22 protein-coding genes and 1 pseudogene are annotated in these 23,508 nt (G+C 55.6%); 13 read left to right on the top strand and 10 right to left on the bottom strand.

The window, feature by feature from the left end; all coding sequences use genetic code 11:
- Position 1 precedes the first annotated feature (1 nt).
- The gene (locus AC6I8L_RS02740; RefSeq protein WP_058959431.1) at positions 2–2,857 is read left to right on the top strand and encodes a valine--tRNA ligase; all 2,856 of its coding nucleotides are present in this window, start codon (positions 2–4) and stop codon (positions 2,855–2,857) included.
- Between the two features lie 63 nt (positions 2,858–2,920).
- Positions 2,921–3,427: a GNAT family N-acetyltransferase gene (locus tag AC6I8L_RS02735; protein ID WP_374754031.1), complete on the top strand. Its 507-nt coding sequence runs from the start codon at positions 2,921–2,923 to the stop codon at positions 3,425–3,427.
- Between the two features lie 33 nt (positions 3,428–3,460).
- On the opposite strand, the gene miaE is transcribed toward AC6I8L_RS02735, so the two are convergent.
- Positions 3,461–4,222 carry a tRNA isopentenyl-2-thiomethyl-A-37 hydroxylase MiaE gene (miaE, locus tag AC6I8L_RS02730; RefSeq protein ID WP_058959433.1) on the bottom strand — a complete coding sequence of 254 codons (762 nt, stop codon included), beginning with the start codon at positions 4,220–4,222 and terminating at the stop codon, positions 3,461–3,463.
- Positions 4,223–4,281: 59 nt separating this feature from the next.
- Entirely contained in the window at positions 4,282–4,704 is a 423-nt protein-coding gene (gene rraB, locus AC6I8L_RS02725; protein WP_034826466.1) for a ribonuclease E inhibitor RraB, read from the bottom strand.
- Positions 4,705–4,867: 163 nt separating this feature from the next.
- Here rraB and argF point away from each other — a divergent pair, with 163 nt between their 5' ends.
- The 4 genes from argF to ridA all read left to right on the top strand — a co-directional run bounded on the left by argF (position 4,868) and on the right by ridA (position 7,983).
- A complete protein-coding gene (gene argF / locus AC6I8L_RS02720) occupies positions 4,868–5,875 on the top strand; it encodes an ornithine carbamoyltransferase (RefSeq protein WP_058959434.1) in 1,008 nt (335 codons plus the stop codon).
- Positions 5,876–6,107: 232 nt separating this feature from the next.
- Complete coding sequence (gene pyrB, locus AC6I8L_RS02715; RefSeq protein ID WP_034826472.1) at positions 6,108–7,043, top strand: aspartate carbamoyltransferase; 936 nt, start codon at positions 6,108–6,110, stop codon at positions 7,041–7,043.
- A 10-nt stretch (positions 7,044–7,053) separates the two neighbouring features.
- Positions 7,054–7,518 (top strand): aspartate carbamoyltransferase regulatory subunit, encoded by a 465-nt coding sequence (gene pyrI, locus AC6I8L_RS02710; protein WP_034826475.1) that lies wholly within the window; start codon positions 7,054–7,056, stop codon positions 7,516–7,518.
- Between the two features lie 78 nt (positions 7,519–7,596).
- The gene (gene ridA / locus AC6I8L_RS02705; RefSeq protein WP_034826478.1) at positions 7,597–7,983 is read left to right on the top strand and encodes a 2-iminobutanoate/2-iminopropanoate deaminase; all 387 of its coding nucleotides are present in this window, start codon (positions 7,597–7,599) and stop codon (positions 7,981–7,983) included.
- Positions 7,984–8,162: 179 nt separating this feature from the next.
- Here the strand turns inward: ridA and AC6I8L_RS02700 are convergent, their stop codons facing one another.
- Positions 8,163–10,547 carry a beta-N-acetylhexosaminidase gene (locus AC6I8L_RS02700; protein ID WP_058959435.1) on the bottom strand — a complete coding sequence of 795 codons (2,385 nt, stop codon included), beginning with the start codon at positions 10,545–10,547 and terminating at the stop codon, positions 8,163–8,165.
- 272 nt (positions 10,548–10,819) lie between these two features.
- Between AC6I8L_RS02700 and nrdD the strand changes: the two genes are divergently transcribed.
- The gene (nrdD, locus tag AC6I8L_RS02695) at positions 10,820–12,958 is read left to right on the top strand and encodes an anaerobic ribonucleoside-triphosphate reductase (protein WP_058959436.1); all 2,139 of its coding nucleotides are present in this window, start codon (positions 10,820–10,822) and stop codon (positions 12,956–12,958) included.
- Positions 12,955–13,419, top strand: a pseudogene (nrdG, locus tag AC6I8L_RS02690) (anaerobic ribonucleoside-triphosphate reductase-activating protein); the annotation flags it as partial. The gene nrdD and the pseudogene nrdG, both read left to right, overlap by 4 nt.
- Here the strand turns inward: nrdG and AC6I8L_RS02685 are convergent.
- Complete coding sequence (locus AC6I8L_RS02685) at positions 13,414–14,451, bottom strand: permease (protein ID WP_058959438.1); 1,038 nt, start codon at positions 14,449–14,451, stop codon at positions 13,414–13,416. The pseudogene nrdG and the gene AC6I8L_RS02685 sit on opposite strands and share 6 nt — an antisense overlap.
- A 127-nt stretch (positions 14,452–14,578) precedes the next feature.
- Positions 14,579–15,019, bottom strand: coding sequence for a YhbP family protein (locus AC6I8L_RS02680; protein WP_058959439.1), 441 nt, complete (start codon positions 15,017–15,019; stop codon positions 14,579–14,581).
- An 80-nt stretch (positions 15,020–15,099) separates the two neighbouring features.
- Here AC6I8L_RS02680 and AC6I8L_RS02675 point away from each other — a divergent pair, with 80 nt between their 5' ends.
- Positions 15,100–15,387, top strand: a complete 288-nt coding sequence (locus AC6I8L_RS02675) for a GIY-YIG nuclease family protein (RefSeq protein WP_058959440.1) — start codon at positions 15,100–15,102, stop codon at positions 15,385–15,387.
- Here the strand turns inward: AC6I8L_RS02675 and AC6I8L_RS02670 are convergent.
- Together AC6I8L_RS02670 and ubiT are read right to left on the bottom strand one after the other, a co-directional pair.
- Positions 15,371–15,877 (bottom strand): GNAT family N-acetyltransferase, encoded by a 507-nt coding sequence (locus tag AC6I8L_RS02670; RefSeq protein ID WP_034826492.1) that lies wholly within the window; start codon positions 15,875–15,877, stop codon positions 15,371–15,373. The genes AC6I8L_RS02675 and AC6I8L_RS02670 overlap by 17 nt on opposite strands.
- On the bottom strand, positions 15,871–16,395 hold the full coding sequence (ubiT, locus tag AC6I8L_RS02665) for a ubiquinone anaerobic biosynthesis accessory factor UbiT (protein ID WP_058959461.1): 525 nt from the start codon (positions 16,393–16,395) through the stop codon (positions 15,871–15,873). The genes AC6I8L_RS02670 and ubiT overlap by 7 nt, the downstream gene beginning before the upstream one ends.
- A gap of 203 nt (positions 16,396–16,598) precedes the next feature.
- On the opposite strand from ubiT, the gene ubiU reads away from it, so the two are divergent.
- From ubiU to AC6I8L_RS02650, 3 genes are all read left to right on the top strand, one after another.
- Positions 16,599–17,594: a ubiquinone anaerobic biosynthesis protein UbiU gene (gene ubiU / locus AC6I8L_RS02660; protein WP_058959441.1), complete on the top strand. Its 996-nt coding sequence runs from the start codon at positions 16,599–16,601 to the stop codon at positions 17,592–17,594.
- 9 nt (positions 17,595–17,603) lie between these two features.
- Complete coding sequence (locus AC6I8L_RS02655; RefSeq protein ID WP_058959442.1) at positions 17,604–18,488, top strand: U32 family peptidase; 885 nt, start codon at positions 17,604–17,606, stop codon at positions 18,486–18,488.
- Positions 18,489–18,603: 115 nt separating this feature from the next.
- On the top strand, positions 18,604–19,614 hold the full coding sequence (locus tag AC6I8L_RS02650) for a luciferase-like monooxygenase (protein ID WP_034826498.1): 1,011 nt from the start codon (positions 18,604–18,606) through the stop codon (positions 19,612–19,614).
- Between the two features lie 3 nt (positions 19,615–19,617).
- Here AC6I8L_RS02650 and AC6I8L_RS02645 read toward each other — a convergent pair whose 3' ends face one another.
- Complete coding sequence (locus tag AC6I8L_RS02645; RefSeq protein WP_058959443.1) at positions 19,618–20,535, bottom strand: AraC family transcriptional regulator; 918 nt, start codon at positions 20,533–20,535, stop codon at positions 19,618–19,620.
- 183 nt (positions 20,536–20,718) lie between these two features.
- Between AC6I8L_RS02645 and AC6I8L_RS02640 the strand changes: the two genes are divergently transcribed.
- Positions 20,719–21,465 carry an SDR family NAD(P)-dependent oxidoreductase gene (locus tag AC6I8L_RS02640; RefSeq protein ID WP_058959444.1) on the top strand — a complete coding sequence of 249 codons (747 nt, stop codon included), beginning with the start codon at positions 20,719–20,721 and terminating at the stop codon, positions 21,463–21,465.
- A gap of 65 nt (positions 21,466–21,530) precedes the next feature.
- On the opposite strand, the gene AC6I8L_RS02635 is transcribed toward AC6I8L_RS02640, so the two are convergent.
- Entirely contained in the window at positions 21,531–23,414 is a 1,884-nt protein-coding gene (locus tag AC6I8L_RS02635; RefSeq protein WP_058959445.1) for a DEAD/DEAH family ATP-dependent RNA helicase, read from the bottom strand.
- The gene (gene yrbN, locus AC6I8L_RS02630; RefSeq protein ID WP_480344885.1) at positions 23,407–23,481 is read right to left on the bottom strand and encodes a protein YrbN; all 75 of its coding nucleotides are present in this window, start codon (positions 23,479–23,481) and stop codon (positions 23,407–23,409) included. The genes AC6I8L_RS02635 and yrbN overlap by 8 nt, the downstream gene beginning before the upstream one ends.
- Between the last annotated feature and the right edge of the window lie 27 nt (positions 23,482–23,508).

Below are 23,508 nucleotides of genomic sequence, written 5' to 3'. Positions count from 1 at the left end.
AATGGAAAAGACATATAACCCGCAAGATATTGAGCAGCCGCTCTACGAGCACTGGGAACAGCAGGGCTACTTTAAACCGAATGGCGATACCAGCCAGGAAAGCTTTTGCATCATGATCCCGCCGCCGAACGTCACCGGCAGCTTGCATATGGGTCACGCTTTCCAGCAGACCATCATGGATACCATGATTCGTTACCAGCGTATGCAGGGTAAAAACACCCTGTGGCAGGCAGGTACTGACCATGCCGGTATCGCGACGCAGATGGTGGTTGAGCGCAAGATCGCCGCTGAAGAGGGCAAAACTCGCCAGGATTACGGCCGTGATGCTTTCATCGACAAAATCTGGCAGTGGAAAGCAGAGTCTGGCGGCACTATTACCCGTCAGATGCGTCGTCTTGGCAACTCCGTGGATTGGGAGCGCGAACGCTTCACCATGGATGAAGGCCTGTCGAATGCGGTGCGTGAAGTCTTCGTGCGCCTGTATAAAGAGAATCTGATTTACCGTGGCAAACGCCTGGTGAACTGGGATCCAAAACTGCGTACCGCTATCTCCGACCTGGAAGTGGAAAACCGCGAGAGCAAAGGCTCAATGTGGCATATCCGCTACCCGCTGGCGGATGGCGTGAAAACCGCAGAAGGCAAAGATTATCTGGTGGTCGCCACCACTCGTCCGGAAACCCTGCTGGGCGATACCGGCGTGGCGGTGAACCCGGAAGATCCGCGCTATAAAGATCTGATCGGTAAAGAACTGATCCTGCCGCTGGTGAACCGTCGCATTCCGATCGTCGGCGATGAGCACGCGGACATGGAAAAAGGCACCGGCTGCGTGAAGATCACCCCAGCGCATGACTTCAACGACTATGAAGTCGGTCGTCGTCACAAGCTGCCAATGATCAACATCCTGACCTTTGATGGCGATATCCGCGAGCGTGCGGAAGTGTTCGACACCAACGGTGAAGTCAGCGACGAATGCGCCGATGAGATCCCAGCGCAGTTCCAGAAAATGGAGCGTTTCGCGGCGCGTAAAGCCATGGTGGCTGCGGTTGATGAACTCGGCCTGCTGGATGAAATCAAACCACACGATCTGACCGTGCCTTACGGCGACCGTGGCGGCGTGGTGATCGAGCCAATGCTGACCGACCAATGGTATGTGCGCACGGCTCCACTGGCGAAAGTTGCGGTAGAAGCGGTCGAAAACGGCGACATCCAGTTTGTGCCAAAACAGTATGAAAACATGTACTTCTCATGGATGCGTGACATTCAGGATTGGTGCATCTCGCGTCAGCTGTGGTGGGGACATCGCATCCCGGCCTGGTATGACAACGACGGCAACGTCTATGTCGGCCGTACTGAAGCCGAAGTGCGTCAGGAAAATAACCTGGCTGACGTTGTGGTACTGCGCCAGGACGACGACGTGCTGGATACCTGGTTCTCATCAGGTCTGTGGACCTTCTCGACCCTTGGCTGGCCAGAGAATACCGAAGCACTGCGTACCTTCCACCCAACCAGCGTGCTGGTGAGTGGCTTCGACATCATTTTCTTCTGGATTGCGCGCATGATCATGCTGACCATGCACTTCATCAAAGATGGAGACGGCAAGCCACAGGTGCCGTTCAAAACCGTGTATATGACCGGTTTGATTCGTGATGAAGAAGGCCAGAAGATGTCCAAGTCGAAAGGCAACGTCATCGATCCACTGGATATGATCGACGGCATTTCGCTGGAAGATCTGCTGGAGAAACGCACCGGCAACATGATGCAGCCGCAGTTGGCTGAGAAGATCCGTAAACGTACCGAGAAGCAGTTCCCGGACGGCATTGTGGCATCAGGCACCGATGCCCTGCGCTTTACCCTGGCGGCACTGGCCTCAACTGGCCGTGACATCAACTGGGACATGAAGCGTCTCGAAGGCTATCGCAACTTCTGTAACAAGCTGTGGAACGCCAGCCGTTTCGTGCTGATGAACACCGAAGAGCATGATTGCGGGCAGAACGGCGGCGAACTGAAGTTGTCACTGGCGGATCGCTGGATTCTGACCGAATTCAACAGCACCGTGAAAGCCTATCGTGAAGCGCTGGACAGCTATCGCTTTGATATCGCTGCCAACATCCTGTACGACTTCACCTGGAACCAGTTCTGTGACTGGTATCTGGAGCTGACCAAGCCAGTCATGAGCAACGGCAGCGAAGCGGAACTGCGCGGCACGCGTAATACGCTGGTTACCGTGCTGGAAGCGGTCTTACGCCTGGCGCACCCAATCATTCCTTACATCACCGAAACCATCTGGCAGCGTGTGAAAGGTCTGAAGAATATCGATCACGACACCATCATGCTGCAGCCGTTCCCGCAGTTTGATGCGGCGAAAGAAGATGTGGAAGCCAAAGCGGACATTGAGTGGATCAAGCAGGCGATCGTGGCAGTGCGTAACATCCGTGCTGAAATGAACATCGCACCGGGTAAACCGCTGGATGTGCTGCTGCGTGACTGCTCGCCAACCGCGCAGCGTCGTGTCGATGAGAACCGTAGCTTCCTGTCACGTCTTGCGCGTCTGGAAAGCCTGACCATTCTGCCTGCGGGCGAGAAAGGTCCGGTCTCGGTCACCAAGATCGTCGAAGGCGCTGAGTTGCTGATCCCAATGGCGGATCTGGTCAACAAAGAAGCCGAGCTGGAGCGTCTGGCGAAAGAGCTGACCAAGCTGGATGTCGAGATTGAGAAGATCCAGGTCAAACTGGCGAACGAAGGCTTTGTTGCACGTGCACCGGAAGCGGTGGTGGCGAAAGAGCGCGAGCGCATCGTTGAGCTGGAACAATCAAAAGCAAAACTGATTGAACAGCAGGGCGTGATTGCGGCATTGTAAGCGCATCAGTCCAATTGCTAAATCATAGCCGGGCACTGCCCGGCTTTTTTACACCGGAAGAAAATGATGACCACCGCTACGCCACTGAATTTACAGGTGCGCCCGATTGTTGCGGCCGATAATCCGCTGATTGCGCAAGTGATCCGAGATGTCTCCGCAGAGTTTGGCCTGACCGCCGACAAAGGCTACACCGTGTCCGATCCTAATCTGGATCGCCTGTTCGAGTTGTACAGCGAAGCGAACAGCGCTTACTGGATCGTCGAGCATGAGGGACGTGTTGTGGGCGGCGGCGGCGTGGCACCTTTGGCGTGTAGCGCACCGGACATCTGCGAATTGCAGAAGATGTACTTCCTGCCCCAAGTGCGCGGTTTAGGGCTGGCGCGTGCGCTGGCGTTGCGGGCGATGGAGTATGCGCGTCAGCAGGGTTTCCGTCGCTGCTATCTGGAAACCACCGGCACGCTAACCCGCGCGATTAAGCTGTATGAATCACTGGGATTTGAGCTGATTGATAACGCGATGGGTTGTACCGGGCACGGCGATTGTGAAGTGCGGATGCTGAAGATGTTGTGATGTAAAAGCGGTGCGCAGATTTGCGCACCCAACTTAGTAAGCAGGCACACCGCTATGGAAACGCAGCTCACCATCCGGCTCGCTGATTAAGCGCGCTTCCGCTGCACCAAAGGCCTGTACGCGCGGTGCAATATCCTTCGCAGAAATTTGTTCCGCCAGCTTCAGGTAGTCCTGATAGTGGCGCGCTTCAGAACGCAGCAGCGAAATATAGAACTTCTGCAGCTGTTCATCCAGATACGGCGCCAGGCTGGCAAAACGCTCGCAGGATCGCGCTTCGATATAGGCTCCGCAAATCAGCTTATCCACCAGCGCTTCAGGTTCAAACGTACGGATTTCACGAATCAGCCCTTTGGCATAGCGGCTGGCAGTGATTTTGCGATACGGCAAACCCCGCGACTGCATGATTTCCCACACCTGATAAAAATGATGCAGCTCTTCTTTGATCAGCAGAATCATCATCTCGACCAAATCATCCGCCCACGGCAGTTCGTTACGCACAATGATGCTCTTGGTCAGATTTTTATGCGCGTTAATGAAGTTGCTGTCTGGCTCTTCGCGGTAGATGAAATCTTCGTACGGCTTGAGCCACGCCAGAATGGCATCGCCACTGGGTTTATCGGCTACATACTTACGAATGATAAACACCGCGGTTTGTGCCGCTTTTAACTCGCACACCATGTGATCGGTCAACAACAGCGTCAGGTTTTCCGGCTTGCGCGCTTCGTCAATCCACGCTTGTGGCGTGCGGCAGTGCAGGAAGTCATAAATGGGTTCTAACAGAGGAGCGTAATTCATCGGCGTTCTTTATCTGGCGGGGAAGTGGTTCTGGGCGGCGAGCGCCGCCCGTTTAAGACTTAGTGACGCACACCGTCGTCTTCTTCGTCGTCGATGAAATCACCATCGTCGTCTTCATCTTCCGCGTCCGGGTCTTCGAAGTAAGTGCCCCAACCGTCGTAATCAACGTTGAACTTACCGGCCAGATTCACCAGTTGCTCAACTTGTGCATCAATCAGCTCTGGCTTCAATGCGCCTTCGCTCAGGATATCCACACACATCACCGTGCCACCCTCTTCCAGCTCCAGCTCTTCTGGCTCGCTCACCTCAAAGCCCAGTTTGAAAGCCTCAACCGCGACTTTCTCGAGTGAGTCGAAGTTGTTGCAAGAGAGGTGATGCTCGATAGTGTAAAGCGCATCCGGATCGCTGCCGTCTTCCAGCAACTCTTCAATGATCAGGCGGGTTTCTTCGCGCTGTTCTTCCAGCAATGCTTCATATGCCATGTGCGTGTCCTCAAAATGTTCGACGTGAATGCAATTATTTTCCCACACTGCCTCGCGCGCCACTACACAAAACGGAAAGTTTCTTAACGCCGGGGTTGAAAATGCATATTCATACGGTTAGATTGAATTTTAATTCATTATTAGTCCCCATCTGGAGCGCTGTATGAGTCAGCTGTATTCGAGACACTTCCTGAGATTGCTGGATTTCACCCCCGCTGAAATCGCCGACCTGCTAAGTCTGGCAGGTGAATTAAAACACGCTAAGAAAAATGCTACCGAAACGCAGTACCTGAAAGGCAAGAATATCGCGCTCATCTTCGAAAAAGACTCGACCCGTACCCGATGCTCTTTCGAAGTTGCCGCATACGATCAGGGCGCTAACGTCACTTACCTCGGCCCAAGCGGCAGCCAGATCGGCCATAAAGAGTCGATGAAAGACACCGCTCGCGTATTAGGCCGCATGTATGATGGCATTCAGTATCGTGGCTTCGGCCAGGAATTGGTGGAAACGCTGGCGGAATTTGCCGGTGTGCCGGTGTGGAACGGATTGACCACGGAATTCCACCCGACGCAGTTGCTGGCAGATTTGCTCACCATGCAAGAACATCTGCCAGGTAAACCATTGAGCGATATGACGTTGGTATATGTGGGTGACGCACGTAACAACATGGGCAACAGCATGTTGGAAGCGGCAGCTCTGGTAGGGCTGGACCTGCGCCTGGTGGCACCGAAGGGTTGCTGGCCGGAAGAGCAGTTGGTTGAACAGTGTCGCGTTGCAGCACAGAAAACCGGTGGCAAAATCACCCTGACCGAAGAGATTGCCGAGGGCGTACAAGGTGCGGATTTCATCTACACTGATGTGTGGGTGTCGATGGGTGAAGCGAAATCGGTATGGGAAGAGCGTATCGCCCTGCTGCGTCCCTATCAGGTAAACAGCGCGATGCTGGCGCTGACCGGCAATCCACAGGTGAAATTCCTGCACTGCCTGCCCGCCTTCCATGATGATCAAACCACGCTGGGCCGTCAGATGGCTGAACAGTATGGTCTGAAAGACGGCATGGAAGTGAGTAACGAGGTGTTTGAATCGGCGCACAGCATCGTTTTCGATCAGGCCGAAAACCGCATGCATACCATCAAAGCGGTGATGGTCGCCACGCTGGGTAACCCATAAAGCAAACGTTTACCTTGCGGCGATTTCTGCTTGATGCAAATCAGTGAATGCGTATAATGCGCCACAATTTGCCGGAGGAAACATGCAACAGCGCAGCGTACAATTTGCCGCTCTACCCCGCCTGACCACAGGCGATGCCGCTGTTTCTTTCCGTCAACCATTGATCGTAAAAAAAGCCCCTTAAGCAGGGGCTTTTTTTTGTCCGCAATCCGGCAGCGCAGAGGAGAACGCTATGGCCAACCCGCTATATCGCAAGCACATTATTTCCATTAACGATCTCAACCGCGAAGAGCTGGAGCTGGTGTTACACACCGCTGCCCAGCTCAAGGCTCATCCCCAGCCGGAACTGCTGAAGCACAACGTGATCGCCAGCTGCTTCTTTGAAGCCTCGACGCGCACCCGCCTGTCGTTTGAAACCGCTATGCATCGTTTGGGTGCTTCAGTGGTGGGCTTTGCCGACGGCAGCAATACTTCGCTCGGTAAGAAAGGCGAAACGCTGGCCGACACCATTTCGGTGATCAGCACTTATGTCGATGCGATTGTGATGCGTCATCCGCAGGAAGGCGCCGCGCGCCTGGCGACTGAATTCTCCAGCGGCATTCCAATTCTCAATGCCGGTGACGGTGCCAACCAGCACCCGACGCAAACCCTGCTGGATCTGTTCACCATCCGTGAAACCCAGAGCCGCCTCGACAACCTGAATGTGGCGATGGTCGGTGACCTGAAATATGGCCGTACCGTGCACTCGCTGACCCAGGCGCTGGCGAAATTCACCGGCAACCGTTTCTACTTTATCGCGCCGGATGCGCTGGCGATGCCGGCCTACATCACCGATATGCTGGATGAGCAGAACATTGTCTGGACGCGCCACGACACCATCGAAGAAGTGATGCCGGAACTCGACATCCTGTATATGACCCGTGTGCAGAAAGAGCGTCTCGATCCCTCTGAGTACGCCAACGTCAAAGCACAGTTCATCCTGCGCGCGGCCGATTTAGCCGGCGCACGCGACAACATGAAAGTGCTGCATCCGCTGCCGCGTATTGATGAGATTACCACTGACGTCGATAGCACGCCGCACGCCTGGTATTTCCAGCAGGCGGGCAACGGCATCTTCGCCCGCCAGGCTCTGCTGGCACTGGTACTGAATAGCGAACTGGCCCTGTAAGGAGAAACCGATGACTCACGATAATAAATTGCAGGTTGAAGCCATCAAGCGTGGCACGGTAATCGACCATATTCCTGCGCAGGTCGGTTTTAAATTACTGTCGCTGTTTCGCCTGACCGAGACCGACCAGCGCATCACCATTGGACTGAATCTGCCTTCAGGTGAGATGGGGCGCAAGGATTTGATTAAGATCGAGAATACCTTCCTGACCGATGATCAGATTAACCAGCTGGCGGTGTATGCGCCTCACGCCACGGTTAACCGCATTGATGAATACGAAGTGGTGGCGAAAATCGCCCCAACCTTACCGGATCGTGTCGAGCGTGTGCTGACCTGCCCGAACAGCAACTGCATTAGCCGCAGTGAGCCAGTATTCAGCAGCTTCGCGGTGAAACAGCGTGACGATGATGTGCACCTGAAGTGCAAATATTGCGAGAAAGAGTTCGCGCGCCACGTGGTGCTCGGTCACTGGTAATCGTGCTTATCGTCCCTATAATGGGGCGAACCAATACGCGGCTGACAAAGGTCGGCTGCGCACTTTTAAGGAGAAACAATGTCTCGCGAAATCAGCACAGAAAAAGCACCCGCAGCAATTGGCCCTTATGTGCAGGGCGTGGATCTCGGCAGCATGATCATCACTTCAGGCCAGATCCCTGTTGATCCGGCGACCGGTGCCGTGGCAGATGATGTGTCTGCGCAGGCGCGTCAGTCACTGGAGAACGTGAAGGCGATCGTGGAAGCCGCTGGCCTGAAAGTGGGCGACATTGTGAAAACCACCGTGTTCGTGAAAGATTTGAACGACTTCGCCACCGTTAACGCTACTTACGAAGCCTTCTTTACCGAGCACAACGCCAGCTTCCCGGCACGTTCTTGTGTGGAAGTCGCGCGTCTGCCGAAAGATGTGAAGATCGAGATTGAGGCCATTGCCGTACGTCGTTAAGTAAAGCAATGCGCAATAAATTGCGCCGCTACAAATTTGTGCTCAACTGTAGCGGCGCGATGAGTGTGTTAGAACATCACCTTAGCGACATCAATGCATGGCGTGCTCTTCACCCCCGTAGCGACGTAATTCCATGGTGTGCCATCCTCTCGTAGCGGCGTGATTGGTCGCGCATCCGTTTATTTAGACGACCTCAACAACTTCTCCAGCGGCCTGACCAGCGCCAGCACCGTTTCATCCTGCACTTCTGCCGCAGCGTCCAGTTTGGCGCGCATCTCAGCCACTTCGCTGGCACCGTATGCCTGATTACGCTGCATCGCATTGACCAAATCGATGCCCATGCGGCTCAGTTGCGCCACCTGCTGAACCTGCTGCTGCAGCGGCTTGAGCTGATAGCTGCTCAGAATCAGCGGCATCACCGCGTCACTGTTGTTCTGCCAGCGCTGTAACTGCTGACGAATAACGTTGGCCGCCATGCGATCCTCACGGTTGGCGATCAGTGCATCGACTTGTTTATCCAGTAACCGCACCGGTTCGCTTTCGGCAGGCAGTACATCCGCCAGACGATTGAGCGGCTCGAAATAGTCATAGTGCCCTGCCTGGAATTTCAGGTGCTGACGCGTGTAATACTGCGCCGGTTCCAGCACCTCCGCCAGCACGCGCAGCGGCGTGATATCGCTGGTGTTGGCCAGTCGCATCATCTGCACCTCCGCCTGCTGATGCTGCTGTAATCCCACCGACACCGTGCCCCAGCGATCCACCGCATTTAAGCGTTGGTACATGTTGTCGCTGTCGGTGACATCCTTCGCCGACCACAGACGCTCAGCCACCACAAAGGCACGCGGCCATAAACGCGTATCAATTACCCGGCTGTTGACGTTTTCCGCCCACAGCGCTGCTTCACCGCCAATCAGGTTGTTTTGCATTTGCTCAGGCGTTGGCACTGAAGGCTGAATACCGGTCGGCACCTGTGCCAGCTTGCTGCCCTCAGCGGGATAGCGCACATTGCCCACCAGCATGTAACCGATCAGTTTGTCCTGCGTCAGAGTGACCATTGGCTGAACCGGCCCCATCCAGGTATCGACGCTAAAGGTCAGCTGCGTGGGCGACAGCCAGCGAATATCACTCACCATACGCCGCGCTTTGCCGCTGAAATCAATAAAGCCACGCCAGCCGCTTTTAGCTTCCACCAGAGTGAAACTGCCTTTGACCGGGCTCCCCTTCAAACGCGGCATGGTGAACTGCCAGCTCTGCGCTTGCTCGTCGGCTTGAATCTGATCCTGACCCTGGAGTCCCTGCGGCCAGGGCTCGTTGCGGTAGTGGTAGGCTGCGGTTTGCGGTTGATCGAGATAGAAACCGGTTGAGAGAATGCCACGGAAATCGTGCTTCGCCACCTCACCTAACGCATCCTGTCCCTGCCAGGACTGGATCAAAATGCTTTTCGGCAGATCCGGATGGTAAACCTCATCCCAGCCAATCATGCGACGTTGATGCGCTTCCAGGATCTTCTCCACCCGCTGATTGAACCACGCCTGTAATGCGTGCGTGTCTTTCAGACCATGGTCACGCATAAACTGCTGAATTTTCGGCGAGTCATTCCATTGGGTCGGGTCCACTTCATCGCCGCCGATATGGATATAAGGATCGGGGAAGATCGCCGTAACCTCGCCCATTAGCGTATCGATGAAGGTGAAGACCGCTTCGTTGCTGGGATCGAGCAGCGGTTTAAACACGCCCCAGCCGCGTTCCATCTGGTACGGGCCCGGTGCGCTGAGCAGTTCTGGCATCGCCACCGCGATTGCCGAGGCGTGCCCCGGCACATCAATTTCCGGCACCACGCGCACGCCGCGCTGGGTGGCATAACGCACCACATCACGCATCTGTTGCTGCGTGTAGTAAAGGCCGTCGCTGGCCTTCTCCTGCAACTGCGGATAGTGGCTGGAGGCAAATCTCCAGCCCTGATCATCGGTCAGATGCCAGTGGAATACGTTCATTCGCGCTGCGGCGATACCGTCGATCTGCCGCTTCACCGTTTCAATCGGCAGGAAGTGGCGTGCCGAATCGATCAGCACCCCGCGCCACGGGAAGCGTGGTTTATCGTCAATGATGACGTAGGGGATCTGCGTTCCCGTCTCATTATTCTCAATCAACTGCAGCAGGGTCTCCATGCCGCGCATCGCACCGAAACGCGTGTTGGCTTTTAGCGTCACGCCGCCGCTGTTGACCTCAAGATGATAGCTCTCATCGCTGTCCGGCTGTGGCAGGGGATCCACTGCCTGGGCAATTTGTACCTGAATGGTGGCCTGGCCGCTCGGCGCACTGGCGGGCAGCAGCGGCCAACCGGTTTGACGTGAAATACGTGCACGCCAGCGCGCTTCAGCCCCCTCCAGATGATCGCCCGTAATATGCAGCGTGAATTGCGGTGTCAGCGTCAATGCGCCGCCGCTGGCAGGCTGCACCACTTTTTGCGGCCAGGGCATTAAAGGCAGATCAGAGGCGGGGGCGGCAACAGCGGAAAAAGTCAGGGATAAACAACAGGCGAGCAGCGTTCGTTGCAGAGGCATGTAAGGCATCCTTGTAATTAAATGACGGGCCAAAAATAGGCAAAAAAAAAATCATTAAACCTGCTTCGCATCGCAAATCAAGTTGTAAAAGTTCGAAGTTTGGTCTGCTTAAAACTTTTGAAGTTTAGTCCGCTTTACCATTGTGCGGCTTTCAATCTTCGTTATGTCTTCTTTGCGGCAGGTCAAAAACAACGCAATTAATTTCAGCCAAAACACCACATATTGCGATTACACTCTGCACAAATATCTACATATAGTTTCACGGAGAGAAAATGGCGGCGGTGGTGATTAAGCGAGACGGCTGTAAAGTGCCGTTTGAAGCGCAGCGTATTGCGCTAGCGGTTCAGGCGGCGGCGCAAGCTGCTCAGATTGATGATGCGAGTTGGTGTACACAAGTCGCAGAGCAAGTGAGCCAGCGATTGTCCGATCGCATTGAGGTCGATATCCGTGACATTCAGTGCGCAGTGGAAGAGACGCTGATGGCCGGACGCTGGCCGCAGCTAGCGCGCGCGTATATCGAATATCGCCATGACCGTGATTTAGCCCGTGAACAGCGTGGCAAACTGCATCACGCCATTCGCGGCCTGGTTGAACAAACCAATGCCGCGCTGCTCAACGAAAACGCCAACAAAGACAGCAAAGTGATCCCCACCCAGCGCGATTTGCTGGCAGGCATCGTTGCCAAACATTATGCCCAGCAGCAGCTGCTGCCGCGTGATGTGGTTCTGGCGCATGAGCGCGGCGAGATTCATTACCACGACCTCGACTATTCGCCATTTTTCCCGATGTTTAACTGCATGTTGATCGATCTTCAGGGCATGTTGAACAACGGCTTCAAGATGGGCAACGCCGAAATCGAGCCGCCAAAATCCATTGCCACCGCGACGGCGGTGACAGCACAAATTATTGCGCAGGTCGCCAGCCATATTTACGGTGGTACCACCATCAACCGCATTGATGAAGTGCTGGCGCCGTTTGTGACGCTTAGTCTGGAGAAACATCGCGCCGTGGCACAGCAGTGGCAGATCCCGGATGCGGAAGCCTATGCGCGCGTGCGCACCGAGAAAGAGTGTTATGACGCATTCCAGTCTCTCGAATATGAGGTCAACACGCTGCACACTGCCAACGGGCAGACGCCGTTTGTCACCTTTGGCTTTGGTCTCGGCACCGATTGGGCCGCGCGCCTGATTCAGCAGTCGATTCTGCGTAATCGCATCGCAGGGTTGGGGAAAAACCATAAAACTGCGGTGTTCCCGAAACTGGTATTTGCCATCCGCGAAGGGGTGAATCGTCGTCCCGGTGATTTTAACTACGACATCAAACAGCTGGCGCTGGAGTGTGCCAGCAAGCGCATGTATCCCGACATTCTCAATTACGACAAGGTGGTGGAAGTCACCGGTTCGTTCAAAACCCCGATGGGCTGCCGCAGCTTCCTCGGCGTGTATGAGGAAAACGGTAAGCAGATTCACGAAGGGCGCAACAATATTGGGGTCATAAGCCTGAACCTGCCGCGCATTGCATTGGAAGCCAAAGGCAATGAAGCTCATTTCTGGCTGCTGCTGGATGAACGGCTTGAACTGGCTAAACGGGCATTGATGACGCGCATCGCCCGGCTGGAGAAAACCAAAGCACGCGTAGCGCCGATTCTCTACATGGAGGGCGCGTGTGGCGTACGTTTGAACGCTGATGACGAAGTCGGCGCGATTTTCCGCAACGGCCGTGCTTCGATCTCGCTCGGCTACATCGGCCTGCATGAAACGCTGAACGCGCTGAGCGGCAATGAAGTCCATCCGTATGATGCGCAGCACCTGCGGGAAAAAGGTGTGGCGATTGTGCAGCGACTGCGTGCTGCTGTGGATGCGTGGAAAGACGAGACCGGCTACGGTTTTAGCCTGTACAGCACGCCGAGCGAAAACCTGTGTGATCGCTTCTGCCGGCTCGATGCCGCCGAATTTGGTGTGGTGCCGGGCGTCACCGACAAAGGTTATTACACCAACAGCTTCCACCTCGACGTCGAAAAGAAAGTAAATCCCTACGACAAGATCGATTTTGAAGCGCCCTATCCCGCCATCGCCAATGGCGGCTTCATCTGTTACGGCGAATACCCCAATATTCAACACAACCTCAAGGCGCTGGAGGATGTGTGGGATTACAGCTATCACCGCGTGCCCTATTACGGCACCAATACGCCCATCGATGAGTGCTACGAATGCGGCTTTACGGGTGAATTCAGTTGCACCAGCAAAGGCTTTACCTGTCCGTGCTGTGGTAACCACGATCCGGCACGGGTTTCCGTCACGCGCCGTGTTTGTGGCTATCTGGGCAGCCCTGATGCGCGGCCGTTCAATGCCGGTAAGCAGGAAGAGGTACAGCGCCGCGTCAAACATCTGGATACCGGACAGCTGGGATGATGCGTTTTCATCGCTATTACGCCGTCGATATCGTCAACGGGCCGGGCACCCGCTGCACGTTGTTTGTCTCGGGTTGTGAACATCAGTGCCGTGGCTGCTATAACCAAAGTACCTGGCGGCTCGATTCCGGCGTACCGTTCACGTTGGAGATGGAGGAGCAGCTGATTGCCGATCTCAAGGATCAGCGCATTCCGCGCCAGGGGTTGTCGCTCAGCGGCGGCGATCCCCTGCATCCGCACAATGTGCCGCACATCCGTCGTCTGGTGAAACGCGTGCGGCGTGAATGCCCGGACAAAGATATCTGGCTGTGGACCGGCTATGAAATGGCGGAACTGAGCGCAGCGCAGCGTGAAGTGGTGGCTGAAATTGATGTGCTGATCGATGGCCGGTTTGTGGAAGCGGAGAAAGATGCGCGGCTGCTATGGCGCGGCAGCCGCAATCAGAAGATCTGGTATTTACGACAGCCACAGGGCGATCGTACCGAGGATCATACCGCTGAGCGCCACGCCAATCAGCGCGATCCAAAGGGCGCGCGCCGGGAAGGCACGGTGCAGCATCAGTAGCGATGGCACACTCACGGCGGGTAAGGTTACCAGCAGCGCCAGCGCAGGCGCGATACCCATGCCCGCCAGCATCATGGTCTGCACAATCGGGATTTCTGCAGCGGTGGGAATGACAAACAAACAGCCCGCTATCGCCATCAGCATCACCCAAAACAGCGTGTTGCCCACTGCGCCATCGGCATGCGGGAACAGCCAGACTCGCGCAGCACCCAATAACAGCACGGCAACGATATACAGCGGGATGGTGTTCCAGAACAGCCGCCACATCACGCGCAGCCAGCGAGTCAGAAACGGCTGCTCGCTGTCGGCAGCCATCACCATGGGCGCGGCAATGGTTTGTTCTGGCACGCTACGCTGCACCAGCGATGCAATGCCTGGCACCATGATCACGCCCGCCACAAGCCGAATCGCCGCGAAGTGCCAACCCAGCACAAATCCCATAAAGATTAACGTGGCGGGATTTAATAGCGGATTGGCCAGCCAAAAGGCCATCGCCGCCCCGCTCGACACCTGCGACTGACGCAACCCCGCCGCCACTGGCGCGGCACAACAGGTGCACATCATGCCCGGCAAGCCTAAACCGGTGCCGATCAGCGTCGATCCAAACCGCGAGTTGCCCATTAAGCGAAGCAACCAGTTGCGCGGAATAAGCACCTGTACCAGCGATCCCAAAATCACACCCAGCACTGCGGCTTTCCAGACGGCGAGGAAGTAAACCATCGCGTAATCCAGCGCCGCGCGCCACGGTGAATCCGCGGCATTCGCCAAAATGGATTTGCCGATTGAATGGGTTTCAGCCGCTGTGAAGGCTTTGCCGTAATAGGGCTGCCATTTGACGTACCACAGGCCAATGACGACGACGGCGAGGAACAGCAAGGGTTTCCACCATGCGAAGCGCGCCGCTGGTGCAGAAGATGCAAGTTGGGTCATAGCAGATTCCGTATTCTACAGAATAACGAATGCCGCACCGGGAAGTGAGGCGGTTAATCCATAGTGTTATTCAGGTTATTGGAATCTGCTACGCAAAGTTAGCGTAAGTTTGATCGGGCGCGGAAAATTAACTTTCGCCGGTTTTATCGCGCTGCCAAAGGATTTTTTTGCCGAAGCCCAGCGCGTTGTCAGTCATCTTCAGCTCATCCAACATAATCTCCCACAAGGGTGCCTGAACCTTGCGGGCAATCGGATAACGTTTCTGGTAGGCATGCCGCGCCTGCGCTTCACGCTCACCAGTAAGCTGCTGAATACGGCCACTGTACTGCACGCCTTTGATTAGCAACACGGTTTTCGGCTGGCCGTTAACCGTCCCCGCCACGCGCGGATTAGCTTGCATAAGGGTGCCGTGTCGCGTATCGGGTTCGGTCATCAACCAAAACGCCATTCGTGTTTCATCCAGCACGTAAAAGCAGTTGGCACACCACAGATCGTCGCCATGACTGGCGCACAATGACAGGGCACGCTGTTTTTTAAGAAAACGAATAAGATGAGAATGGTCAGACACAATGCAACTCCATGTGGCAGATAGCGAGGCTAGCCTAAGCGCGCTACACTGCCCAACAGCCATTGAACAGGAAAAGTCATATGCAACAGGGCTGGCAGCTCTATATGCTGCAAACCGCCGCCGGGATGCTTTATACAGGCATTACCACAGATGTTCATCGCCGCCTGCAGCAGCATCAATCCGGGAAAGGTGCGCGCGCATTGCGTGGCAAAGGTCCGCTGACGCTGGTGTTTAATTGCGATGCAGGCGACCGATCAGCCGCTTCTCGTCTGGAGTATCAGGTGAAGCAACTCAGCCGCACGCAAAAGCTGCTGCTGGTATCGCAGCAGCCTTCATGCCTGAATGCGTGGTTTAATCGAAACGATTAAAAGGTTCGGAGAAAGCGATTAATCCTTCTGCGCCCGTAAATGCATCATCCGCTAATTTATACACCTGAAATGCCGCTTCACTGCCCAGCCAGCGACAGTGCAAGCCGTGACGTGCCGCCGGTTCGAAGCCCAACGGGTTGTAGAATTCGGGATCGCCCAAGACCACCACCGCGCTGTAGCTGAACTCGTTCAGGGAATCGAGCCCTTCATACACCAGCTGTTTGGCAATGCCCTGCTTGCGCACGGATTCATCCACCGCCAGAGGCGCCAGCGCCACCCAATTGCGGTCTTCACCTTGTAAGGTCACCGGGCTAAAGGCGGCATAACCTAATACCTGCCCTTCATCATCCGTGGCCACTACACCAAGCGTTAATAAACCATCTTCACGCAGCTGCTGCACCAGTTCAGCCTCGGCGGAGGTCGCAAAACTACGCTTCAATAAGCTGTCGATGCCCGCCGCATCCACACCAATTTCAGTACGAATCAACATGAGATCCCCGCGCGCGCCTCAGCGGCCTCCGCGTCCTGTTTCATTCCTGCCTCAACAAAGGCAGCCAGCTGCTGCAACCCCGTGCGCAAAGACGTGGGCATGGCCTCCAGTTCAATGGCATCCATCAAATTCTTCACCTCCAAACCCAGCTCCGTGTCGCCCTCAATCACCAGACGGCGTTGGAAGAACAACATATCGGGGTCTGCTTTGCGTGCTGCCACCAGCAACAAGTCGTTGGCTTCACCGCGGAACCAGACATCTGCCTCGGCGTCGCGTGAAACGGTCAGGCGTCCATTCTGCAAGGTGGTGATCCAGCGCAGATTCACATCTGCAATCTCAATCCCAAGAAAGCGCCCTTCCAGAAAGTCTAACTCACCTTCAGACAAAGCATGACGAAATTGCCAGTTTAAGAGTTGTTGCAAAACCACTTTTTTTACAGGGAATGGGGTGAATGAAATAGGTAAGGCAAGGAATTCTGGGCCTTTTTTCACCATCAGGCCGCGTAAGCGCGAAAACATCATCAACAATCCCTTCAGAAAATTTTACCTATATTGCCACATCCAGGCGCCCTCGCCTCCACTGAGATCAAGGAAATTGCGGAAGAATTGATTAAATAATCTTCACTCTGCATGCTGACTGACGCTTTCACTGCCTTAAATCAACATTCACGCCTGTCGCCTTCCCTACACTTTAACGCTTCGGAATTCGGGGGAGGAAATGTATGGAACTGCTGTGTCCAGCGGGGAATTTACCTGCGCTGAAATCGGCGGTGGAGCATGGCGCCGATGCAGTGTATGTCGGTTTGAAAGATGACACCAATGCCCGCCACTTTGCTGGCCTTAATTTTACTGACAAGAAGCTGGCAGAAGCGGCGCGCTTCCTGCACCAGCATCGCCGCAAGCTGCACGTGGCCATCAATACCTTTGCCCATCCTGATGGGATGAATCGCTGGCAAACGGCCATTGATGTGGCGGCGCAGAACGGCGCAGATGCCTTGATTCTCGCCGATATCGCTACGCTGGAGTATGCCGCGCAGCGTTATCCGCAGGTGGAACGCCACCTTTCCGTGCAAGCTTCGGCGACAAATTTGCAGGCCATCCACTTTTACCATCGCCATTTCGATCTCAGCCGCGTGGTGTTGCCGCGCGTACTGTCGATGCATCAGGTTAAACAGCTGGCGCGTGAAACACCGGTGCCGCTGGAAGTCTTTGCCTTTGGCAGCCTGTGCATTATGGCGGAAGGCCGTTGCTATCTCTCCTCCTGGCTGACGGGGGAATCACCCAACAGTGCGGGTGCCTGCTCGCCGGCAAAATTCGTGCGCTGGCAGCAAACGCCGCTGGGGATGGAATCACGCCTGAATGAAGTGCTGATTGATCGTTACAGCGCCGATGAGAGCGCCGGTTATCCCACGCTGTGTAAAGGGCGCTATCAAGTGGATGACCAGCGCTATCACGTGCTGGAAGAACCCACCAGCCTGAATACCTTATCGCTGTTGCCGGAGTTGCTTCGCGCCAATATCGCTTCGGTAAAAATTGAAGGCCGCCAGCGCAGTCCGGCTTATGTGGCGCAAGTAGCAAAAGTGTGGCGCCAGGCGATTGATCGCTGTATGGCCTCGCCCGAGCAATTCGCGGTGCAGGAACCCTGGATGCGCGCGTTGGGCGAACTTTCTGAAGGTAGCCAGACCACGCTCGGTGCCTATCACCGCAGCTGGCAGTGAGGAGATGCTATGAAATATGCCATCGGGCCGGTGCTGTGGTACTGGCCAACGGAAACGCTGGAACGCTTTTATCAGCAGGCTGCCGTCAGCTCTGCTGACATCATCTACCTCGGCGAAGCGGTATGCAGTAAACGTCGTGCAACCTCATTCCAGCAATGGATGGAATTAGCACGCCACCTGGCACAACACGGTAAACAGGTCGTGCTCAGCACGCTGGCGCTGTTGCAGTCGCCTTCGGAAGTCAAAGAGCTGCGGCGCTATGTGGAGAACGGTGAGTTTTTGCTGGAAGCCAACGACATCGGCACCGTTAACATGGCAGCCGAACGTAAGCTGCCGTTTGTCGCCGGGCCGACGCTTAACGTCTACAACGCGCAAACGCTACAGTTGCTGCTCAAAGAGGGTATGACGCGCTGGTGTTTACCGGTCGAGATGTCGCGCGACTGGCTGATTCAACTGTTGCAGCAGTGCGATGCCGCAGGCCTGCGCGACAAGTTCGAAGTGGAGGTATTGGGCTATGGCCATCTGCCGCTGGCGCTGTCGGCACGCTGCTTTACCGCCCGTTCCGAAAATCGCGCCAAAGATGACTGTCAAACTTGCTGTATTCACTATCCCACTGGTCGCCGCGTGCTGTCACAGGAGGGCCAACAGGTGTTTGTGTTGAATGGCATCCAGACCATGAGCGGCTATTGTTATAACCTTGGTAACGATTTGGCCGGCATGCATAACTGGATCGACATCGTACGCCTCTCGCCGCAGGATGAAACCACGCTAACAGAGGTTGCTCGCTTCCGTGCGAACGAAGCCGGTGAAGCGCCGCTGATGATGGCGCGCGGCAGTGAATGCAACGGTTACTGGCGTCGTTTGGCGGGTATGGCGCTTGAAGGCGGACGGTAAAGGCACATTCCGGCTATATTCCTGCTGTTAATAGCAGTTTTAATATGGGTAATGATGCGTAATACTGACTGGCGCAGGTCTGATAACACCTGCGCCATCATTATCTGGAGTGCCCATGTCTGAGAAAAAAAACGTTCGCCTGTCCGTGCTGGATCTTGCACCTATCCCGCAAGGTTCTGCTGCGCGCGAAGCTTTCCACAATTCGCTGGCGCTGGCGCGTCAATCTGAAGCCCTTGGTTTCCATCGTTACTGGCTCGCTGAGCACCACAACATGACCGGTATCGCCAGTGCGGCAACCTCCGTGTTGATTGGCTATCTGGCCGCGAATACCGAAACTCTGCGCCTCGGCTCTGGCGGTATTATGCTGCCCAACCACGCACCGCTGGTGATCGCTGAACAGTTTGGCACGCTCGAATCCTTATACCCTGGCCGTATTGATTTAGGGCTGGGCCGTGCGCCAGGTTCTGACCAGCGCACCATGCTCGCGCTGCGCCGCCATCTCTCCAGCGCCCAGGCGGATAGCTTCCCGGAAGATGTAGCAGAACTGATTCGTTGGTTTGATGCCGAAGAGGGTGAACATCCTCCGGTACAACCGGTACCGGGTTTAGGCTTAAAAATTCCAGTCTGGTTATTGGGTTCCAGCCTCTACAGCGCACAACTGGCTGCACAGCTCGGCTTGCCGTTCGCCTTTGCTTCCCACTTTGCACCGGACCTGTTGTTCCAGGCTTTGCATCTCTATCGTGAGAAATTCAAGCCTTCTGCGCGTCTGGCGAAACCTTATGCCATGGTGTGCGTCAACGTGGTCGCGGCGGATAGCGAACGCGATGCGCGCTTCCTGTTTACCTCGATGCAGCAGCAATTTATTAATCTGCGCCGGGGCAAACCGGGCCCGCTGCCTGCACCTGTCGAAAACATGGATAACCTCTGGTCGCCATCGGAGCAGTACGGTGTCCAGCAGGCGTTGAGCATGTCGATTGTCGGCGATAGCGACAAAGTGCGTCAGGGATTAGCCGCGCTGATGCGCGAAACGCAGGCCGATGAAATCATGGTTAATGGCCAGATTTTCGACCCGCAAGCCCGTCTGCGTTCCTTCGCACTGGCGATGGAAGCGGCACGCTCGCTGTAACGTTTACTGCTGTGGGGTCAATCCTTCTGGCCCCACAGCCACCATACGCACATCACGAGCCGGCGATTGCCCGTAAAAACGGCTGTATTCACGGCTAAACTGCGAAGCGCTCTGATACCCCACGCGATACCCTGCGGTTCCCGCATCTAACTTATCAATCAACATCAAACGCCGCGCTTCGTTAAGACGTAACTGCTTTTGATACTGCATTGGTGTCATGGCCGTGACCGATTTGAAGTGATGGTGCAGCGACGAAATGCTCATGCCCACGCTACTGGCCAGTTGATCCATCTTGAGCGGCTGATGAAAGTTTTCACGTAGCCAGCGTGCCGCGCGCGCCACTTTGTTGCCCGGCCGCTCCGTCAACGCCATGTTGAGGATGCGGGGTCCTTCCGGCCCGGTAAGGAGTCGATAGAAAATCTCTTGCTCAATTAACGGTGCCAGCGCCGGAATATCCTGGGGCTGATCCAACAGCTCAATCAGGCGGATCACGGCATCGACCAGGGGCGGCGCCACTTTGTGTACCGTAATCCCACGTTCATTGGTTACCGTTGCGCCAATCTGCTGCAGCGGGAAATGTTCGAGGTAGTGCATCAGGCGCGTTTCATTGATGGTGATCCCGACGCCCAGATTCGGTTTCTCCTGCGTGGCCTGCACCACGCAGGATTGCACCGGCATATCCAGCGTCACTAGCAGCAGATCGCCCGGTCCGTAATGCATCACGTCTTCACCCATGCGCAATGCTTTTTGCCCTTGCGCCACCAGTGCAAAACTGGCCCAGGTGGCAATGTGCGACAGGCTCGTGGGTTTGGAGCTTCGGCCAAAAGAGAGAAAATCGATGGGGCTGAAGTGGCGGCCATCTTCCGGGGTATGGCGAGCGATCATCGCCACCAACTGCTGCCACTGTTCCTGATGAATCATGCGTTGCGCACTCCGCGATGAGAAATCACTGTGTATCTATTCTCGCTTTTCCCCGATGCGGCGCCTAGTCCTTGAGCCACACTTTTGCAGGATCGTGCAAAAAGCTTGCAGGATTGCGCTACCGCAAAATTGTATGGACAGCGCATGCTTACCCTTCCCCGAATTCTCAGGTGGAGAGACACAATGAAAGCACTTGAAGGCAAAATTGCGCTGGTAACGGGCGCGTCGAAAGGCATTGGCGCCGCCATTGCTATGACTTTCGCGGCGGCCGGTGCTCGGGTCGTGGTTAACTATCGACAGGATGAAGCGGGCGCGGCAGATGTGGTCACTGACATCTGCGAGCTGGGCAGCGACGCCATCGCCGTTCAGGCCGATATCTCACGCGAGGCCGATGTGCAGCGTCTGTTCGCTCGCAGCATCGAGCAGTTTGGCGCACCGGATATTGTGGTCAATAATGCTGGCATCTTCCATCACGGTGACTTTGCCGAGCTCAGCCTTAGCGAAATGCAGCAGCAACTCAATGTGAACCTGTTAGGTACAGTGTTAGTGTGCCAGCAGGCGGCAAAACACTTCCCTGCGCGGGGTGGATCGATCATTAACCTGAGTGCGCTTCACAGTAAGCAGAGCACGCCTGGCTCAGTGCTGTGGGCCGCGACCAAAGGCGCAATCGATACCTTAACGCAAGGTCTGGCGCGTGAGCTTGGGCCGCGTAATATCCGCGTTAATGCGTTAGCACCGGGCATTATCCTGACTGAAGGCTTGCTGGCCGCGAAGAAGATGAATCCAGATGTTAAGGCGAAACTGATCGCCGCGACGCCGCTAGGCCGGTTTGGTCTGCCGGAAGATGTGGCGCAGGTTGCCCTGTTTCTGGCATCAGAAGAGTCAGCCTACGTGAGTGGAGAGCGCGTATTGATTGCCGGCGGCGTGTAAACATTATTTTACGAATATAAAAAAGGGACGCCGTGGCGTCCCTTTTTACTGTTTGCGTTTAGTGCTTACGCGTCACGACGACGTGGTGCAGAAGCACCTTCTGGACGTGGGCCACGACCGCCTTCACGGCTGAAGCGTCCGCCTTCACGGCCACCTTCACGACGCTCAGAGAAACGACGCGGTGCGCCTTCGCCACGCGGTGCGCCATTACCACGACGCTCGCCATCACGACCGCCTGGACGACGTTCACTACGCTCGAACGCAGGAGCATCACCCATCAACTGCATGTTCATCGGCTTGTTCAGGATGCGCGTGCGAGTGAAGTGCTGCAGAACTTCGCCCGGCATACCTTTAGGCAGCTCGATGGTTGAGTGCGTACCAAACAGCTTGATGTTACCGATGTAACGGCTGCTGATGTCGCCTTCGTTAGCAATCGCGCCCACGATATGACGAACTTCAACACCATCATCACGGCCCACTTCAATGCGGTACAGCTGCATTTCGCCAACGTCACGACGTTCGCGACGTGGAGCGCCATCACGGTCACCGCGGCTTTCGCGTGGACCACGTGAGTCACGTGAATCGCGACGATCATCGCGGTCGCGGAACTCACGACGTGGTGGGCGTGGTGCTTCTGGTGGCAGAATCAGTGGACGTTCGCCCTGTGCCATTTTCAGCAGTGCTGCGGCCAGTGTTTCGAGATCCAGATCTTCGCCCGGCTGCATTTTGCTCAGCAGTGCACGGTACATATCCAGATCGCTGCTTTCCAGCTGCAGCTGTACTTTGGCGGCGAATTTAGCCAGACGGCGCTCGCTCAGCAGTTCTGCATTTGGCAGTTCAACTTCTGGAATAGTCAACTTCATGGTGCGTTCGATGTTACGCAGCAGACGACGCTCGCGGTTCTCAACGAACAGCAGCGCACGGCCAGCACGACCCGCACGACCGGTACGACCGATACGGTGAACGTAAGACTCAGCATCCATTGGGATGTCATAGTTAACAACCAGGCTGATACGCTCAACGTCCAGACCACGTGCTGCAACGTCGGTCGCGATCAGGATATCCAGACGACCATCTTTCAGGCGCTCCAGTGTCTGCTCACGCAGAGCCTGGTTCATGTCACCGTTCAGTGCTGCGCTGTTATAGCCGCTGCGCTCCAGCGCTTCAGCCACTTCCAGCGTAGCGTTTTTGGTACGCACGAAGATGATGGCAGCATCAAAGTCTTCCGCTTCCAGGAAACGCACCAGCGCGTCAGTTTTACGGCCATAAGCGGTCCAGTAAGACTGAGAAATGTCAGGACGCGTGGTCAGGCTTGACTGAATGCGCACTTCCTGTGGATCTTTCATGAAGCGTTTGGTGATACGACGAATCGCTTCTGGCATGGTCGCTGAGAACAGCGCGGTCTGATGACCGTCTGGGATCTGCGCCATGATGGTTTCAACGTCTTCGATGAAGCCCATACGCAGCATTTCATCAGCTTCGTCCAGCACCAGGCCGCGCAGGTTAGACAGATCTAACGTGCCGCGTTTCAGGTGATCCAGCAGACGACCAGGCGTACCTACGACAACCTGTGGTCCCTGGCGCAGTGCGCGCAGCTGAACGTCATAGCGCTGGCCGCCGTACAGGGCAACCACGTTCACGCCACGCATGTGTTTAGAGAATTCCGTCATGGCTTCAGCAACCTGAACAGCCAGTTCACGGGTTGGAGCCAGCACCAGGATCTGTGGTGCGCGGACAGATGGATCAATGTTGTTCAGTAACGGCAGGGAGAATGCCGCTGTTTTACCACTCCCGGTCTGCGCCATACCCAGCACATCACGGCCCGCCAGCAGGTGAGGAATACACTCAGCCTGGATTGGGGATGGCTTTTCGTAGCCCATACCGGTCAGTGATTCGAGGATGTCAGCGTTCAGGCCAAGGTCAGAAAAAGTGGTTTGAATATCAGTCATGTAGTACACGTGCCTCTTGGATTGCGGCGGCCAGTCTACATAACTCGTCGTGAAAATTTTCAGTCATTTTCATCAAAAAGTGTGAACCGGCTCA

Source organism: Type-E symbiont of Plautia stali, assembly GCF_059731115.1.
This window is presented reverse-complemented; position numbering and strand designations above follow the sequence as displayed.